The sequence below is a fragment of the Streptomyces sp. NBC_01016 genome, assembly GCF_026341035.1.
Taxonomy (GTDB): domain Bacteria; phylum Actinomycetota; class Actinomycetes; order Streptomycetales; family Streptomycetaceae; genus Streptomyces.
Window position 1 is genome coordinate 2,612,088 of record NZ_JAPEOQ010000001.1, and the last position, 17,307, is coordinate 2,629,394.

Genomic DNA, 17,307 nt, shown 5'->3' on the forward strand with positions numbered 1-17,307 from the left:
ATGGCAAAGAAGGCCAAGAACTTCAAGAAGTCCAAGACCGGCGTCTATGTCTCGCTGGCCAGCACTGCCTTCGGGGCGCTCAGCGTCGCGAAGCAGGCGAAGATGGCCCGCAACGACAACGACACCCTGCGGCTGGTCGACGCCGCCGTGTCCGCCGCCGCCATCGTCACCGGCATGGCGATCCTCTACCGGGAGCTCAAGCGCCTGGGCGACGACGACGTCCTGCTGGGCTGAGAGGGAAGTTTCAGAAATCGTGACTGCCACGACCACTTCCGAGCTGATGGGGTACGAGGACGCGCTCGCGTCGTACGACCCGGTCATGGGCCTTGAGGTCCACGTCGAGCTCGGCACGAAGACCAAGATGTTCTGCGGCTGCTCCACCGAGCTGAAGCAGGACGCCAACAGCCAGACCTGCCCGACCTGCCTCGGCCTGCCCGGCGCGCTGCCGGTCGTGAACGAGATCGGCATCGAGTCGGCCATCAAGATCGGCCTCGCGCTCAACTGCTCGATCGCCGAGTGGTGCCGCTTCGCCCGGAAGAACTACTTCTATCCGGACATGCCGAAGAACTTCCAGACCTCCCAGTACGACGAGCCGATCGCCTTCGACGGCTACCTCGACGTACAGCTGGAGGACGGCGAGGTCTTCCGCGTGGAGATCGAGCGCGCCCACATGGAGGAGGACACCGGCAAGTCGACGCACGTCGGCGGTGCCACGGGTCGTATCCAGGGCGCCTCGCACTCGCTGCTCGACTACAACCGCGCGGGCATCCCGCTCATCGAGATCGTCACCAAGCCCATCGAGGGCGCGGGCGAGCGGGCCCCCGAGGTCGCGAAGGCGTACGTCGCCGAGCTGCGCGAGGTCATCAAGGCGCTCGACGTGTCCGAGGCCCGGATGGACAAGGGCCAGATGCGCTGCGACGTGAACCTCTCCCTGCGGCCGCACGGCCGCGAGGAGTTCGGCACGCGCTCCGAGACGAAGAACGTGAACTCGCTGCGTTCCGTCGAGCGCGCCGCGCGGTACGAGATCATGCGGCACGCCGCGGTGCTGTCCTCCGGCGGATCGATCGTGCAGGAGACCCGTCACTTCCACGAGGAGGACGGCTCCACCACGTCGGGCCGCATCAAGGACAACGCCGAGGACTACCGGTACTTCCCGGAGCCCGACCTGGTGCCCGTCGCCCCGTCCCGCGAGTGGGTCGAGGCGCTGCGTGCCGAGCTCCCGGAGATGCCGCTCACGCAGCGCAACCGGCTGATCGAGGAGTGGGCCGTCAGCGCCCACGACATGCAGTCGATCCGCAACGCCGGCGCCATCGGCCCGATCGTCGCGACGATCAACGCCGGTGCCGACTCGGCGTCCGCCCGCAAGTGGTGGATGGGTGAGCTGGCCCGTTCCGCGAACGACCAGGGCGTCGAGCTGGGCGCGCTGCCGATCACGCCGGAGCAGGTGGCCCGCGTGTCCGAGCTGGTCGCCGCGGGTGACCTCAACGACAAGCTGGCCCGCCAGGTCATCGACGGCGTCCTCAAGGGCGAGGGCACGCCGGACGAGGTCGTCGAGAAGCGCGGCCTGAAGGTCGTCTCGGACGAGGGTGCGCTCACCACTGCCGTGGAGGAGGCGATCGCGGGCAACGCGGCGATCGCCGACAAGATCCGGGGTGGCAAGGTGGCGGCCGTCGGTGCGCTCGTGGGCGCCGTCATGAAGGCGACCCGGGGTCAGGCCGACGCGGCCCGCGTCAAGGAACTGATCCTGGAGAAGTTGGGCGTCAGCGAAGGCTGACAGCGCCTGGGCGGCGGTGCATCGGGTTGCCGGTGGGCCGCCGCCTCTTCGTGTCCGACGTCTCGGGGCTCCGCCCCGGACCCCGCTGCTCAAACGCCGCAGGGGCTTAAATTGCTCGTCTCCCTCGCCCTTCTCGCTGTCACGCTCGTTTTCGCGGTCCTGCGTCCCCGTAAGTGGCCGGAGGCCGTTGTTGCTGTGCCTGCGGCGGGGGTGGCCGTGGTCGCGGGGGAAGTGACGCCCGCCCACGCCTGGGCCGAGGTCCAGGAGCTGCTTCCGGTCGTCGGGTTCCTCGCCGGGATTCTGCTGCTGGCCCAACTGTGCGCCGACGAAGGCCTGTTCAAGGCGGCCGGTGACCTGGTCGCCCGCGCCTGTCACGGCAGCCCGAAGCGCATGCTCGGCGGCGTCTTCGCGGTGGCCGCCGGGATCACCGCCGTACTGAGCCTCGACGCCACCGTCGTCCTGCTCACCCCGGTCGTCTTCGCGACCGCGGCCCGGATCGGCGCACGCCCGCGCCCGCACGTCTACGCGAGCGCCCACCTCGCCAACTCGGCGTCCCTGCTGCTGCCCGTGTCGAACCTGACGAACCTGCTGGCCTTCGCGGCGAGCGGGCTCACGTTCACGCACTTCGCCGGGCTCATGGCGCTCCCGTGGCTGGTGGCGATCGGCATCGAGTACCTGGTGTTCCGCCGCTACTTCGCGCGCGACCTGGCCGCGCCCGCGCACGACCCCGACCCCGAAGAGCCGCCCGGCGTCCCGCTGTTCACCCTCACGGTGCTCGTGCTCACGCTCGCCGGATTCGTCGTCACGTCCTTCGCGGGCATCGAGCCGCTGTGGGCCGCCTTCGCCGGGGCGGCCGTTCTCGGAGCCCGGGCCCTCGCCCGCCGCCACAGCACCCCGGTGGAACTGCTCAAGGCGGCCAACCTGCCGTTCTGCCTCTTCGTTCTCGCGCTCGGCGTCGTGGTCAAGGCCGTGGTCGACAACGGGCTCGGGGACGGGATCGCCCGCGTTCTGCCGGACGGTTCGTCCCTGCCCGCGCTGCTCGCGATCGCCGGGGTCGCGGCGCTTCTCTCCAACGTCATCAACAACCTGCCGGCGATCCTCGCCCTGCTCCCGGTCGTCGCCCCGATGGGCCCGGGACCGGTGCTCGCCGCCCTGATCGGCGTCAACCTCGGCCCCAACCTCACGTACGTCGGCTCCCTGGCGACCCTCCTGTGGCGGCGCATCGTGCACGACCACGGCACGGAGCCCGAGCTGGGAGAATTCACCCGCCTCGGCCTGCTCACGGTCCCCGCGACGCTGGCGGCGTCGACGGTGGCGTTGTGGGCCGTGCTCTCACTGTGAGTGCGCGCTTTGTTGCGACTGCACCCCCTTGTGAGTAAGGACACGAAAGAGACAAAGGATCACTTCCGGCTGTAAGAGTGTCTCGTCATTGCTCATGTGTTCTTTGCGGTCGGTACACGCACCAAGCGGATGTTCCCGGACAAAGATCAACGAATGACTCAGGGAGCGCGTCCGTGGCCGCACTTGCCCGCTGGTGTGTCAGTCACCGGCTCGTGGTCGTCCTTCTGTGGTTGACCGCCCTTGTGGGCACGAGCGCCGCCGCGGCCGTCGCGGGATCCGCGTACTCGAACGACTACGAGGCGCCGGGTACGGAGTCGGGACGCGCCACGCAGCTCCTGAACGAGAACTTCTCGGGGCTCGGCGGCGACAGCGACACCGTCGTCTGGCACGTCGAGGGCTCCACCGTGCGCGCCGCCGACGTCGAGAAGACGATGAGCAACACCCTGGACGAGCTCGCCGGGCTCCCGGGTGTCGCGTCCGTCGGATCGCCGTACGAGGCCGGTGGCACGGGCGGGATCAGCGCCGACGGGCACACCGCGTACGCCACGGTCACCTTCGAGAAGCAGGCCGACGACATCCCGAAGGGGCAGGCGCAGGCCGTCGTCGACACCGCGCGGACCGCCGAGGACGACGGGCCCGACGGGCTGGAGGTGGAGCTCGGCGGCAGCGCCGTCGCACTCACCGAGTCGACCTCGGCCCACACGTCCGAGATCATCGGCGTCGTCGTCGCGGCCGTCGTGCTCTTCCTCGCCTTCGGCTCGCTCGCCGCGGCCGCGCTGCCCATCGCCACCGCGCTGGTGAGCGTCGGCACCGCGTACGCGGGGATCGTGCTGCTCGGGCACGCCATGACGGTCGCGGACTTCGCGCCGATGCTCGGCATGCTCGTCGGGCTCGGCGTCGGCATCGATTACGCCCTGTTCATCGTGACCCGGCACCGCAAGGGGCTGAAGCGGGGGCTTCCGGTGGCCGAGGCCGCCGAGCGGGCCGTCGCCACCACCGGGCGGGCCGTGGTGTTCGCCGGGGCCACCGTCTGCATCGCGCTGCTCGGCATGCTGATGCTGGGCCTGAGCTTCCTCAACGGCGTCGCCATCGCCGCCTCCGTGACCGTGCTGCTCACCGTCGCCGCGTCCGTGACGCTGCTGCCGGGGCTGCTCTCGTTCATCGGGATGCGGGCCCTGTCGCGGCGCGAGCGGCGGCGGCTCGCCGACCACGGGCCCGAACCCGAGCTGCCGACCGGGCTCGCCGCCCGCTGGGCCGCCTTCGTGGAGCGCCGGCCGAAGCTGCTCGGCGCGCTCGCCGTCGCCGTGATCGCGGTGCTCTCGCTGCCCACCTTCTTCCTCCACCTGGGCACGTCCGACCAGGGCAACGGTCCGGCGAGCAGCACCACCCGGCAGGCGTACGACCTCCTTGCCGACGGTTTCGGGCCCGGTGTGAACGGGCCGCTGACCCTCGTCACCCAGGTCGACGGCGCCAAGGACAAGGCCGCGCTCGCGAAGCTGACGAGCGAGCTGCGGGCCACCGACGGGGTCGCCTCCGTCTCGCGTGTTACGTATAACGCGGACGACAGCGCCGCCCACGTCACCGTCGTGCCGACCTCCTCGCCGCAGTCCGAGCGGACCAGCGAACTCGTCGACCGGCTGCGCGCCGACGTCGTGCCGGCCGCCGAACAGGACAGCACCCTCGATGTGCAGGTCGGCGGCGTCACCGCGAGCTACGACGACTTCGCGGAGGTCATCGTCGGCAAGCTGCCCCTGTTCGTCGGGGTCGTGGTCGGCCTCGGGTGCGCGCTGCTCCTGCTCGCCTTCCGGTCCGTCGGGATCCCGCTCAAGGCCGCCGCGATGAACGTCGCCGCCGTGGCCGCGGCCTTCGGGGTCGTCGTCGCGATCTTCCAGTGGGGCTGGGCGAGCGAACTCCTCGGGCTCGGGCGGTCCGGGCCCATCGAGCCCTTCCTTCCCGTGATCATGGTGTCGGTCCTCTTCGGGCTCTCCATGGACTACCAGGTGTTCCTCGTGAGCCGGATGTACGAGGAGTGGCTGGAGACCGGCGACAACCGGCGGGCCGTCCGGGTCGGGCTCGCCGAGACCAGCCGCGTGATCAACTCGGCCGCCGTGATCATGATCTCGGTGTTCCTGGCGTTCGTGCTCAGCGGGGACCGGGTGATCGCCATGTTCGGCATCGCGCTCGCCGTGGCCGTCGCCGTCGACGCGTTCATCCTCCGTACGCTCCTCGTCCCCGCCCTGATGCACATGCTCGGCGGCGCCAACTGGTGGCTGCCCAAGTGGCTCGATCGGCGCCTGCCGCGCCTGAGTATCGAGCCGCCCGAGTGCCGCGCCGCCGCGGGTGCGAGGATCCCGGTGCAGCGCAAGGCCACGAACGGCGCGCTGGACGAGCTGGTGACGGAGGAGACCGATGTACGCGATCCCGCTGGGTGAGGACGGCGCCGCCGAACTGCGGCCCCTGGAGCCCTGGCACGCCGAGGAGTTCCTGGCCCACATGGACCGGGGCCGGGAGTTCATCGGGCAGTTCATCCCGTTCGGCGCCACGGCGACGGATCTCGCCTCCACGCGGGACCTGCTCCAGAAGCACGCCGACGCGACGGCCGCGGGCACGCGCGCGTACCACGGCATCTGGCTCGACGGAACGCTCGTGGGCGGCGTACTGGCGCTGAACTTCGACGCGGAGAACGGCAACTGCGAGGTCGGCTGCTGGCTGGAGCCGTCCGCCGCCGGGCGCGGTCTCATCACGCGCGCGATGCGGCACCTCATCGACTGGGCCGTCGAGGAGCGCGGAATCCACCGGGTGGAGTGGGTCGCCGCGTCGGAGAACACCCCGAGTCTGAACGTGGCCCGGCGCCTCGGGTTCACGAAAGAGGGAGTGCTCCGGGAAAGTTTTCCCTGGCGCGGAAAGCGCCATGACAGGGAGGTTTGGTCCGTGCTCGCGCCCGAGTGGCGCAGCGCACGGAGCGGGCACAGGAAACGTTAAGACACTTCTCAGACTCCGTCCGTACGGTGCGCAGCATGACTACGAAGACTGAAGCGCAGCGCGACGCCGAGACGCGGGAGGAGGGCGCGGAGGTCACGACCTCCGAGGCGACCGAGGAGGCCACCGAGGCCGCCGGGAAGACCACGAAGGACGCCGAGGACACCAAGGGCGTCGAGGCCGCCGAGGACCAGGCCGCCGCGGACGACGCGGCCGCCGAGGCCGCCGCCGAGGCCGAGCTCGCGGCCCTCAAGGACCAGGACGAGAAGCCGTCCGGCATCGGCCAGGGCGCGGGCGCGATCGTCTCCGTGGCCCTCGGTGTCGTCGCGCTCAGCGGCAACTGGCTCGGCACGATCGCCTCGGCCCGCGCGCAGCTCAAGGGCCAGCTCACCACCGCGCAGAGCGCGGGCATCGCCAAGCAGATCTCCGCGATGTACGGCGAGGCCTGGCACTCCGCCGCCCTGGTCGGCGGCGCCTTCTCGCTCGTCGCCCTGCTGGTCGCCGCGGCCGTCCTGGCCCGGCCCGCGTTCGGCGCCCCCGGCAAGCCGCAGGCGCCGTGGATCAAGTCGACCGCCTGGGCGGGCTTCGCGGTCGGCGCCATCGGCCTGGTGCTCGCCGTCGCCAAGTACACCGACCTCATCCTCGGCATGCCCGGCACCAGCGGCTGAGGCACTTACATAAGGCGGCCGAGCCGCCTAAGGCACCCCGTGGGCCGCGTCTAAGGAGGCGCGGCCCACGAACATGCGGCACTCTCCCGATGTGCCGCACCCCCCTGGGAGACGAGAGTCGAGGCATCGCGGAAAACGCTCCGCGAGAGCCGCAGAAATCGTCACCAGGGAGACGAGATGTTCGAGTACGAACTGCACCAGATCCGCTCCGCCGAACTCATTGAGGCGGCCGAGCGGTACCGCCTCGCACGCTTCGCCCGTACGCAGGCCAAGGCCCGCCGTGCGGAGCGTCGAGCGCAGCGCCAGGACGCCGAGGGGCCGGTGAGTTCCGGCCACTCCCGCAGGCGCCGCGCCCCACGCGCCGCGTGAGCCCCTCCGCCGGGTCGGGCGGCGCCAAAACCACTGCCCCGCTGTCAGACCCGTGTGCGATGCTCACCGATGTGGAGACCAGGTCCGTCAGCCCGGTTTTCGTCGGCCGGGCCGACGAACTGGGCGTACTGAACAAGGCCCTTGAGCGGGCCGGAGCCGCCGAGCCGCAGGCGCTGCTGCTCGGCGGCGAGGCCGGTGTGGGCAAGACCCGCCTCATCGAGGAGTTCGCCGCGGCGGCCCGTGAGCGGGGCGCCGTCGTCGTCACCGGAGGCTGCGTCGAGATCGGCGCGGACGGGCTGCCGTTCGCCGCCTTCTCCACCGCCCTGCGCGCCCTGCGCCGCACACTGCCCGCCGAGGTGGACGCGGCGGCCGCGGACCGCGAGGACGAACTGGCGAGGCTGCTCCCCGAGTTGGGCGAGCACGCGGGCCGGGGCCTCGGCGGGCACGGCGACGAGAGCGCGACGGCCCGCCTCTTCGAACTCACCGGGCGGCTCCTGGAGCACGTCTCTGCCGAGCACACCGTCGTCGTCATCCTCGAAGACCTGCACTGGGCGGACGCCTCCACCCGCCACCTGCTCTCCTACCTGTTCCGTACGCTGCGCAGCGGCCGCCTCGCCGTCATCGCCAGCTACCGCGCGGACGACGTGCACCGCCGCCACCCGCTGCGCCCCCTGCTCGCCGAGCTCGACCGGCTGCGCACGGTCACCCGCATCGAACTCGGCCGCCTCAGCCGTGACGAGGTGGCCCGGCAGATCGCCGGCATCCTGGCATCGGACCCCGACCCCACCGTCGTGGACGACATCTTCCGGCGCTCGGACGGCAACGCGTTCTTCGTGGAGGAACTCGCCGTGTCCGCCGCCGAGGGCTGCGCCACGGGCCTGACCGACTCGCTGCGCGACGTCCTCCTCGTACGCGTCGAATCGCTGCCCGAGTCCGCCCAGCGCGTCGCCCGGATCTGCGCGGAGGGCGGCTCCACGGTCGAGTACCCGCTGCTCGCGGCCGTCGCCGGGCTCGGCGAGGACGAGCTCATCGAGGCGCTGCGCGCGGCCGTCGGCGCGAACATCCTGCTCGCCTCGCCGGACGGCGACGGCTACCGGTTCCGCCACTCCCTGGTCCGCGAGGCCGTCAGCGACGACCTGCTGCCCGGCGAACGCTCCCGCATCAACCGCCGCTACGCCGAGGCCCTGGAGGCCGACCCGACGCTGGTGCCGGCCGACGCGTGCGTGACGCGCCTGGCCAGCTACTGGTACCACTCCCACGACGCGGCGAAGGCCCTGCCCGCCGTCCTCGACGCCTCCGTGGCGGCCCGCCGCCGGCACGCGTACTCCGAGCAACTGCGGCTCCTGGAGCGGGGGATGGAGCTGTGGGACGGGGCGCCGCAGGAGATCCGCGCCGCGTTGCGCATGGGCGACTACGCCATCGCCTTCAACTCCTGCGGCTGCGACCCCGCCGAGACCCCGCTCGACTACCTCGACCTGCTGTCCGAGGCCGCGGTGGCGGGGCGCCTGTGCGGGGAGCGGGAGCGCGCGCTGAAGATCGGCAAGCGGGCGCTGCGCATCCTGGAGGAGGCCGAGGGGAGCGGGAAGGCGGACCCCTTGAGGGCCGCGTGGTTCCACATCCAGAACTCCAAGATCGCCTCCCATATCGGTCGCGGCGACGGGTGGGACGAGCTCGCCACGGCTCAGGAGCTCGTCCGGGGCCTCCCGCCGTCCGCCGTGCACGCCGAGGTCCTGGTGAACGTGGCCGCCTGGGGCATGCTGCACAGCCCCGGTGCCCAGACCCTTGCCGCCGCCGAGCGAGCCGTCGAGTACGCGCGCATGGTCGACGATGCCGAGGAGATCGAACTCCATGCGCGTCTCGTCCGCGGCGGACTCCTCGTGGACGCGGGTGCCATCGAGGAGGGCTTCGCCGAGATGTACGCGGTCCGCGAGCGCTCCCTGGCACGGGGCATGACCGCCCGCCTCATCAACGTCAATGTCAATCTGCCCTCCCACCTGGAGGGTGTCGGGCGTTCCGCGGAAGCCGCGCGCATCTGCGAAGAGGCCATCGTCCTGTGCCGCCGCTACGGCCTCACGGACAACAAGGGGTGGGTCCGCTCCAATCTGGCCGAGTCCCTGGTCTCCCTCGGCCGCTGGGACGAAGCGGTCGAGGTGGCCGACTGGGTGAGCCGGCGCTTCGGACTCAGCGACAAGCCTCGCGGCACCGCGTGCGCGCACCTCGCGGTGATCGCACTCGGCCGCGGCGCCCTCCAGGCAGCGGCCGACCACCTGGCCGCTGCCAACGGGTACTACGGCGCGCACGACCCGCAGCCCCAGTACACGCTGCCCCGTACGCACCTGACTCTCGCGCTCGCCGCCGCCCAGGGCCGCCTCCCGGACGCCCGCGCCGAGCTCGCCCGGCTGGTCACGGCGGGGCTGCCGCCCTCCATGCACCGCTACCTGTGGCCCCTCCTGCTCACCGCCGCCGCAGCAGAGGCCGACGCCCGTGGTCTGCCCGCCGCCGACGCGGGGCGCGCCGAGGCGGTCGCCCGCATCCGGGACGCCGCCAAGCGCGAGGCCACCCCGGTCCCCGTCTGGGAGGCGCACGAGCAGTGGGTGCGCGCCGAGCTCCTGCGCGCCGAGGGCCACGACACCCCGGACGACTGGTCCGCCACGGTCACCGCGTTCGAACCCCTCGACCGTCCCTACGACCTGGCCCGCGTCCGGCTCCGCCTCGCCGAGTCGCTCCTGGCCACCGCAGGACCGGACGACCGGGAGCGCGCCACGGAACTGCTCCGGCTCGCCGGCGCCGTCGCCGAGCACCTGGGCGCGCGCCCGCTCGCCGAATCCGTGTCCCTGCTGGCCCGGCGCGCCCGCCTCACCCTTACCTCCGGAACCCCGGCCCGCGTTCCGCCGCGACAGAGCGCTCCGGCCGACCCCGCGCAGGAGTTCGGCCTCACGAGCCGCGAGCGGGACGTGCTGCGCCTGGTCGCGGCGGGGCGCAGCAACCGGCAGATCGCCGAGGAACTGTTCATCTCGCCGAAGACCGCCAGCGTCCACGTCTCCAACATCCTCGCGAAGCTGGGCGTCGCGGGCCGCGGCGAGGCGGCGGCCCTGGCCCACCGCCTGCACCTCTTCCCGTCGGGGCGGGCTCCCGTACGCTGAAGGAGAGGGCCCGGCCGGACCCCGCCCCTGGGAGGCGCCGTGTTCAACATGTTCGAGGAGCTGTTCTCGCCGGGCCGCAAGCACACCAACGACGAGCGCAAGCGCCTGGAGCTGTCCCGCGTCGACCTGAACGACGGAGACCCGGGCCGCGGCCCGATAGACCTCACATCAGGCAAGGTCGTCGTCCGCCCGCCGTCCCAAGAGGACGCACCGGAGACACCCGAGCCGGACGATCCCGCCGCCGAGGGCAAGAGCGACGAGGACGTCAGCTGACCTTCAGCTCCAGGATCCGGTCGTCCCCCTTCTCCGGCGTCCCGCGCGTGTCCGTCTCGCTCGTCACGAGCCACAGCTTGTCGCCACCCGTCGCGACCACCGTGCGCAGCCGCCCGTACTTCCCCTCCAGGAACGCCTGCGGGTCATGCGCCGCCTTCGTGCCGTCGAGCGGGATCCGCCAGAGCCGCTCGCCGCGCAGCCCGGCCATCCAGATCGACCCCTGGGCGTACGCGATGCCGCTTGGCGAGGCGTCCGCGGTGTGCCACTGGGCGATCGGGTCGTGGTACTTGTCGTCGCCGTTCTTGCCCTCGGCGTCGGGCCAGCCGTAGTTGTCACCCGCCACGATGTGGTTCAGCTCGTCCCAGGTGTCCTGCCCGAACTCCGAGGCCCAGAGCCGCTTGTCCTCGTCCCAGGCCAGGCCCTGCACATTGCGGTGCCCGTACGAGTACACGGGGGAGTCGCCGAAGGGATTGCCCGGCGCCGGCTCGCCCTCCGCGGTCAGCCGGAGGATCTTGCCGCCCGTCGACTTCTTGTCCTGCGCCAGCGGCTTGTCGTACGTCTCGCCGGTCCCCACGTACAGCAGCTTGTCCGGGCCGAACGCGATCCGCCCGCCGTTGTGGTTCGTGCCCTTCGGGATGCCACGGAACACGGTGTCGGGGGCGCCCAGTTGCTCCCCGGAGGGCTTCTTCTCGTCGTAGATCATCCGCACGATGCGGTTGTCCGACTCTGTCGTGAAGTACGCGTAGACCATGTGGTCGGAGGCGTACGAGGGGGAGAGCGCGAGGCCGAGGAGCCCGCCCTCGCCCTCGGGCGCGACGCCCGGCACCTCGCCGAGCACGGTCTTCTTCCCCGTCTTCGTGTCGACACGCGTGATCGTCCCCTCGTCGCGGGACGAGACGAGCAGGCCGCCACCGGGCAGCTCGGCGAGCCCCCACGGCGACTTGAGGCCGTCCGCGACGGTCCGCTCGACGCTCACCGAGCCCTTCGCCGGAGGCACGTCCCCCTTGGGGGACGAGGAGCCCTTCGACCCGCTCGCACTCGGCGCGGACGTCGAGTCCTTGCTCGGCGCGGGGGAGTCGTCACCGGAGGAGCACCCTGCCGTGAGCAGGAGCGCGGCACAGGCGGTGATGGCCAACGCGGGCCGCACAGCTGAACGTTGCACGATTCAGGATCCCTTCGACGCGAAGCTCGGTCGTTCACACACCGCTCTACCGTTCAAACACCTCGGGCGCCGCTCAGGTTCCCGAAGTCCGCGCCCCGAACCCGGCGCCCCGAACCCGGCGCCCCGAACCCGGCCGCTCAGTCCCAGGAGCCCTGCGCCGCCGGAAGCCCCGCGATCTCCGTGAAGTCCTCGTCGGTGAGCCGCAGTTCCGCGGACGCCGCGTTCTCCAGCGCCCAACGCTCCTGCTTGGTGCCCGGCACCGGCACCACGCCCTCACCTTGCGCTGCCACCCAGGCGAGCGCCACCTGGGCCGGTGTCACGTGCTCACCGTGGCGCGCGGCGATACGGCGCAGGCCCGCCACGATCGGCTGGTTCGCCGCCATCATCTCCGCGGTGAAGCGGGGGTGGCGGGCGCGCAGATCGTCCGGCTCGAAGCCCCCTCCGGGGGTGAGCGTGCCGGTCAGGAAACCGCTGCCCAGCGGCGTCGCGGCGAGGAAGCCGACACCGCGCGCCGCGCACCACGGCAGCAGCGCCCCGAGCGCCTCAGGCGACCACACCGACAGCTCGGCCATGACCGCGCTCACCGGGAACACCTGCTGCACCCGCTCCAACTGGCGGATCGTTCCGGCATGCCGCGCGGCCCGGCCACCGCGCCGCGAGCCCCGCGGGCCCACGGCGCAGAAACCCAGCGAGCGCACCTTGCCCGCGCTCACGAGCTCCGCCATCGCGCCCCACGTCTCCTCGACGGGCACCTCGGGGTCCTCGCGGTGCAGTTGGTACAGGTCGATGACATCGGTCTGAAGGCGCCGCAGCGACGCGTCGCAGGCCCGCTTCACGTAGCCGGGCCTGCCGTTGGCGACGATGTGCTGCTCGCCGACGAGCAGCCCCACCTTCGTCGACACGAAGGCGTCGGCCCGCCGCTCCTTGAGCACGCGGCCGAGCAGCAGCTCATTGGTGAAGGGCCCGTACATGTCCGCGGTGTCGACCAGGCTGCAGCCCCGGTCCAGGGCGGTGTGCAGGGTGCGCAGGGACTCCTCGCCGCGCTGCCGCGAGCCCGTGTACGCCCAGCTCATCGGCATGCAGCCGATTCCGACGGCACCCACGTCGAGGCCCGCCGCACCGATCGCCTTGCGCGCACCACCTTGCTTCACGTGCCCGTGACCCTCCCTGGCCCTCCGGCCCCTCCTGCCGAGGTCCCCAACCTAACCTCTGTACCTTCACGTGGCTGACATAGCCTCCTGACCATGACTGGTGATGTGTGGCTGCCCTTCCGCGCCGATGAGATTCCGGGCCTCCCGCAGGGGCTCAACTACCGCTTCTGGAACGGCGAACCCGACTTCCCGGCGGACCCCGCCGACTGCGCGTACTACGTCGTCCCCTACATGAAGCCGCCGGGCCTCGGCGTCCGCCCGATGCCCGAGATGACGTCCCTGCGCGCCGTGCAGACGCTCTCCGCGGGCGTCGACCATGTACAGGGCGGGCTGAAGTACCTGCGCCCCGGCGTCCAGTTGTGCAATGCGCGCGGCGTGCACGACGCCAGCACCGCCGAGCTCGCGCTCACCCTGATCCTCGCCTCCCTGCGAGGCATCCCCGACTTCGTCCGCGGGCAGGACCGCGGCGAGTGGCGCGGCGGTTTCCGGCCCGCGCTCGCCGACAAGCACGTCCTCATCGTGGGGTACGGCGCCATCGGCGGTGCCATCGAGGACCGGCTCACGCCCTTCGAGGTCGCGCGGGTGACACGCGTCGCGCGCTCCGCCCGTACAACGGAGCGCGGGCCCGTGCACCCGCTCACCGAACTGCCGGAACTGCTGCCGGAGGCCGACGTCGTCATCATGGTGACCCCGCTCACCGAGGACACCCGCGGCCTGGTGAACGCCGAGTTCCTCGCGCGCCTCAAGGACGGCGCGCTGCTCGTGAACGTCGGCCGTGGCCCGGTCGTCGACACCAAGGCCCTCCTCGCGGAGCTGGAAACCGGCCGAATCACCGCTGCCCTCGACGTCACCGACCCCGAACCCCTGCCCCAGGAGCACCCGTTGTGGCAGGCTCCAGGGGTGCTCATCTCGCCGCACGTGGGCGGCCCCACATCCGCCTTCCTGCCGCGCGCCAAGCGTCTCCTCGCCGCTCAGCTCACACGGTTCGCGGCGGGGGAGCCGCTCGAGAACGTCGTGCTCACCATCGACGGGGACAGCGACTGACATCCGGTCCCACGCGACCCTGCACACCCCGCAGACCTCGCGAACCACACCGGCCCCTCGGGTAACTCCCGTACGGCCGCATGCCGTTCGACGGGCACGCTGTGCGCCCGCTTGAATGCGCCCTGTGCCCGACCCGCGTCCGCATCGTGCCTGGTCGTCACGGAGAGTAGAGGAACTATGTCCCTGAGTGACGGGACTGGTGTATCGTCCCGACTGGGGCAGCGCCGTGCCAGCACGCGGCGCCGGGGAAGAGTGACGGACTGCGAGGGGGGCGACGGGCGATGCACGGCCTATGGGCGAACGATCCGACGCGGCGCGGCCGACGGCGGTCCTGTGCGGTGACCCGCGCAGCGATGCGGGGCCGAAGTCCGAGCTGTCGCAGGGCACATGTGCATCGAGCGGGCCCGCGCGGCAGTCGCAGAAGGCATCAGCAGGCGGGGCAGGAGAAGGCGGACACAGGAGCCGCCCGGCGGACCTGGGCGGCCCGGTGAGTACGCACCCCACTCCGACGACAGCACTGGGCGCCTCGATGTACTCCGGCGGCCAGGCCCCCGTCCGCGCGCCACAGCGGGGCGGTGCGAGAGCCCAGTTGCTCCTCGCTCTCCTGTGCGCCGGCTTCGCGGTGGGGTCCGCGGTCGGCTGGGGTTCCGACCGACTCGCCCTGATCATGGGCGACTTCGGCCTGAGCCTCGCGGCGGCGATCGCCGCCGTATCGAATTTCGTGTACGCGCGCAGCAGCCGCAGCCGCTTTCGACCCGCCTGGCTCCTGTTCGCGTTCTCCTCGCTCATGGCCAGCTTCGGCAACGGGGTGTGGGGCTGGTACGAGGTCGTTCTGCGCGAGCCGGTGCCGACGCCGAGCCTCGCCGACCTGTTCTTCCTCTGCTTCGCGCCGCCCGCCATCATCGGCCTGCTCGTCCTCGCGCGGCGGCCCGTCACCAAGGCCGGCTGGATCTGCCTCGCGCTCGACGCCTGGCTCATCGCCGGCTCCCTGGTCACCCTCTCCTGGAGCCTCGCCCTCGCGCACACCGCCGAGTTCGAGGGCCAGAGCGTCACCCGCACCGCGCTCTCCCTCGCGTACCCGCTGCTCGACATCGCCCTGGTCAGCATGGTGCTCGCGCTGCACTTCCGGCGCTCTCCCGGGAGTCGTACGGCGGTGAACACCGCGATCGGCGCGCTCGCCCTCACGGTGATGTGCGACGCCCTGTTCACCTCGCCGCTGTTGCATGCCAGCTACCGCTCGGGCGAGATCCTGGACGCCGGCTGGTTCGCCGGCTCGCTGCTGCTCGCGTACGCGCCGTGGGTGGGGACGCGGCGCGGTGTGCGCGAGGAGGAGCACTCGCTCGGGCCGGGCGGCCGCTATCAGGTCAGCTATACGCGGCCGATCTCCGGCTCGCTCGCCGCGCTCACCCCGTATCTGGCCGCCGCCGTCTGCACGTTGGGCATTCTCTACAACCTGCTGGACGGGCACCGGGTGGACCGCGTCGTGCTCTTCACGGCGTGCACGGTCGTCCTCGCGCTCGTCATGCGCCAGGGCATCATGCTGCTCGACAACATCACGCTCACCCAGGAGTTGGCGCAGAAGGAGAACCACTTCCGCTCCCTGGTCCAGGGCTCAAGCGACGTCATCATGATCGCCGCGCCGAACGGGACGCTGAGATACGTCAGCCCGGCCGCCGCGGGCGTCTACGGGCGGGACGCCGAGGATCTCGTCGGCTCCGAGCTCGCGTCGATCATCCACCCCGAGGACCTCGGGCGCGTGATGCACGAGGTGCGCAGATTCCTCGCCGCGAGCCAGATCGAGGAGCCCACTACGCGCATCGAATGCCGCTTCCGGTCCGGCACGGGCACCTGGCTGAACGTGGAGTCGACGGTCAACCGCCACCACGGCGGCCTGATCCTCAACAGTAGAGACGTGACGGAACGGGTGCGCCTCCAGGCCCAGTTGCAGCACAACGCGGAGCACGACCCGCTGACCGACCTGCCCAACAGGTCGCTGTTCACCAAGCGGGTCGGACAGGCGCTCGCCGGGCGGCGGGCCGGCGACCTGGGCACCGCCGTGCTCTTCATCGACCTCGACGGCTTCAAGCAGGTCAACGACACGATCGGCCACCAGGCGGGCGACGAGCTGCTCGTCCAGGCGGCGAGAAGGCTGGCCGAATCCGTGCGCGCATCGGACACCGCGGCCCGTCTTGGCGGTGACGAGTTCGCGGCGCTGATCGTCGGCGACGGGGGGCGCGACCACGCCGCGAGAGAACAGCAGATCTACGAGCTGGCCGACCGGCTCAGAATCACCCTGTCCCAGCCGTACTCGATCGACCGGCACGACAATGTGCGGGTCGCCGCCTCCATCGGCGTCGCCTTCGCCGAGCCGGACATCGGGGCCGGTGAGCTGCTGCGCAATGCCGACCTGGCGATGTACCGGGCGAAGGCGGCGGGCAAGGGCCGCGTCGAGCTGTACGCGCCGCAGATGCAGGCCGATGTCGTACGCAAGGCGGAGCTGGCGACGCGGCTGCGGTCGGCGCTGCACGAGGGCGAGTTCGCGCTGCTCCACCAGCCGATCGTCTCGCTCGACGACGGCCGGATCACGGCGGTCGCCGCGCAGGCCAGATGGCGCAGCGCGCAGGGCATCCTGTTCACCCCCGCCGAGTTCCTGCGGGTGGCCGACGACAGCGAGCGCACCGCCGAGCTCGGCCGCTGGATGCTGGAGGAGGCCGTCGAGCAGGCCGCCGAGCGTGGGCACAGCGGGCATGCGACGCCGGTCGCCGTGCGGATCAGCGCCCGCAGGCTCCTCGACCGGGCCATGCCGCTCGGCTCGATAGAAGCGCTCCTCACCCGGCACGGGCTGCCCTCGGGCGCGCTCGTGATCGAGCTGGCGGACAGCGACCCCAGAGTCCCGCTGGACGAGCTGGAGCGGCGTCTGACGGCGCTGCGCCGCCTCGGCGTCCGGATCGCGCTGGACGGCTTCGGCAGCGGCTATGCGGCCATCACGGCACTGCGCCGCCTCCCCGTCGACGTACTGAAGCTGGACCGCTCGCTGATCGAGGGCGTCGTCGAGTCCGCGCGGCTGCACAAGATCACCAGTGGGCTGCTGCGGATCGCGGGCGACCTCGGGCTCAACTCCGTGGCGGACGGCGTGGACCTGCCCGAGCAGGTCGCCGCGCTGCGCTCGATGGGGTGCACGCACGGGCAGGGCATGGCGTTCTCCGGGCCGCTCGACGAGTACCGGCTGCGCCGCGCGCTCACCTCGGGGGAGTACCCGGTCCCCACGGGCCCCGCCGAGCCGGTGTTCGCGGGCTTCACCACGCTGCGCTCACATAATGAGACGCCCGTCCCACCCACTTGACACGCCCTACGCGCCGGGGGGAGGGTCAGTGCCATGCGCACCCGAATTCTCGTACTTGGA

13 protein-coding genes are annotated in these 17,307 nt (G+C 71.6%); 11 read left to right on the forward strand and 2 right to left on the reverse strand.

Annotated features, from left to right (window positions below; genetic code table 11):
- The 9 genes from OG746_RS12220 (at position 1) to OG746_RS12260 (ending at position 10,547) form a co-directional block, all read left to right on the forward strand.
- Positions 1–234 (forward strand): hypothetical protein, encoded by a 234-nt coding sequence (locus OG746_RS12220; RefSeq protein ID WP_266718898.1) that lies wholly within the window; start codon positions 1–3, stop codon positions 232–234.
- Between the two features lie 19 nt (positions 235–253).
- The gene (gatB, locus tag OG746_RS12225) at positions 254–1,774 is read left to right on the forward strand and encodes an Asp-tRNA(Asn)/Glu-tRNA(Gln) amidotransferase subunit GatB (RefSeq protein WP_266714373.1); all 1,521 of its coding nucleotides are present in this window, start codon (positions 254–256) and stop codon (positions 1,772–1,774) included.
- Between the two features lie 111 nt (positions 1,775–1,885).
- Positions 1,886–3,115 carry an arsenic transporter gene (locus tag OG746_RS12230; protein ID WP_266714375.1) on the forward strand — a complete coding sequence of 410 codons (1,230 nt, stop codon included), beginning with the start codon at positions 1,886–1,888 and terminating at the stop codon, positions 3,113–3,115.
- A 173-nt stretch (positions 3,116–3,288) separates the two neighbouring features.
- The gene (locus OG746_RS12235) at positions 3,289–5,547 is read left to right on the forward strand and encodes an MMPL family transporter (protein ID WP_266714377.1); all 2,259 of its coding nucleotides are present in this window, start codon (positions 3,289–3,291) and stop codon (positions 5,545–5,547) included.
- Positions 5,525–6,097, forward strand: a complete 573-nt coding sequence (locus OG746_RS12240; RefSeq protein WP_266714379.1) for a GNAT family N-acetyltransferase — start codon at positions 5,525–5,527, stop codon at positions 6,095–6,097. Before OG746_RS12235 ends, OG746_RS12240 begins: the two co-directional genes overlap by 23 nt.
- Positions 6,098–6,132: 35 nt before the next feature.
- Positions 6,133–6,762 (forward strand): hypothetical protein, encoded by a 630-nt coding sequence (locus OG746_RS12245; protein WP_266714381.1) that lies wholly within the window; start codon positions 6,133–6,135, stop codon positions 6,760–6,762.
- Positions 6,763–6,939: 177 nt separating this feature from the next.
- Positions 6,940–7,131, forward strand: a complete 192-nt coding sequence (locus tag OG746_RS12250) for a hypothetical protein (RefSeq protein ID WP_266714383.1) — start codon at positions 6,940–6,942, stop codon at positions 7,129–7,131.
- 59 nt (positions 7,132–7,190) lie between these two features.
- Positions 7,191–10,274, forward strand: a complete 3,084-nt coding sequence (locus tag OG746_RS12255; RefSeq protein ID WP_323179590.1) for a helix-turn-helix transcriptional regulator — start codon at positions 7,191–7,193, stop codon at positions 10,272–10,274.
- A gap of 39 nt (positions 10,275–10,313) precedes the next feature.
- On the forward strand, positions 10,314–10,547 hold the full coding sequence (locus OG746_RS12260; protein WP_266714387.1) for a DUF6191 domain-containing protein: 234 nt from the start codon (positions 10,314–10,316) through the stop codon (positions 10,545–10,547).
- Here the strand turns inward: OG746_RS12260 and OG746_RS12265 are convergent.
- Both OG746_RS12265 and OG746_RS12270 read right to left on the reverse strand, forming a co-directional pair.
- Positions 10,540–11,709, reverse strand: coding sequence for a PQQ-dependent sugar dehydrogenase (locus tag OG746_RS12265; protein WP_266714389.1), 1,170 nt, complete (start codon positions 11,707–11,709; stop codon positions 10,540–10,542). The genes OG746_RS12260 and OG746_RS12265 overlap by 8 nt on opposite strands.
- A 137-nt stretch (positions 11,710–11,846) precedes the next feature.
- Positions 11,847–12,788, reverse strand: coding sequence for an aldo/keto reductase (locus OG746_RS12270; protein ID WP_524540461.1), 942 nt, complete (start codon positions 12,786–12,788; stop codon positions 11,847–11,849).
- A gap of 165 nt (positions 12,789–12,953) precedes the next feature.
- Here OG746_RS12270 and OG746_RS12275 point away from each other — a divergent pair, with 165 nt between their 5' ends.
- A complete protein-coding gene (locus tag OG746_RS12275) occupies positions 12,954–13,904 on the forward strand; it encodes a 2-hydroxyacid dehydrogenase (RefSeq protein WP_266714393.1) in 951 nt (316 codons plus the stop codon).
- 529 nt (positions 13,905–14,433) lie between these two features.
- Positions 14,434–17,247 carry a putative bifunctional diguanylate cyclase/phosphodiesterase gene (locus OG746_RS12280; RefSeq protein WP_266718900.1) on the forward strand — a complete coding sequence of 938 codons (2,814 nt, stop codon included), beginning with the start codon at positions 14,434–14,436 and terminating at the stop codon, positions 17,245–17,247.
- The last annotated feature ends 60 nt before the right edge of the window (positions 17,248–17,307 follow it).

Bases quoted from the DNA above. Each gene is read 5' to 3' on its own strand.
- OG746_RS12220 (WP_266718898.1), top strand. From the start codon at position 1: ATGGCAAAGAAGGCCAAGAACTTCAAGAAGTCCAAGACCGGCGTCTAT.
- OG746_RS12270 (WP_524540461.1), bottom strand. From the start codon at position 12,788: ATGCCGATGAGCTGGGCGTACACGGGCTCGCGGCAGCGCGGCGAGGAG.
- OG746_RS12250 (WP_266714383.1), top strand. From the start codon at position 6,940: ATGTTCGAGTACGAACTGCACCAGATCCGCTCCGCCGAACTCATTGAG.
- OG746_RS12240 (WP_266714379.1), top strand. From the start codon at position 5,525: ATGTACGCGATCCCGCTGGGTGAGGACGGCGCCGCCGAACTGCGGCCC.
- OG746_RS12280 (WP_266718900.1), top strand. From the start codon at position 14,434: ATGTACTCCGGCGGCCAGGCCCCCGTCCGCGCGCCACAGCGGGGCGGT.
- OG746_RS12275 (WP_266714393.1), top strand. From the start codon at position 12,954: ATGACTGGTGATGTGTGGCTGCCCTTCCGCGCCGATGAGATTCCGGGC.
- OG746_RS12245 (WP_266714381.1), top strand. From the start codon at position 6,133: ATGACTACGAAGACTGAAGCGCAGCGCGACGCCGAGACGCGGGAGGAG.
- OG746_RS12255 (WP_323179590.1), top strand. From the start codon at position 7,191: ATGCTCACCGATGTGGAGACCAGGTCCGTCAGCCCGGTTTTCGTCGGC.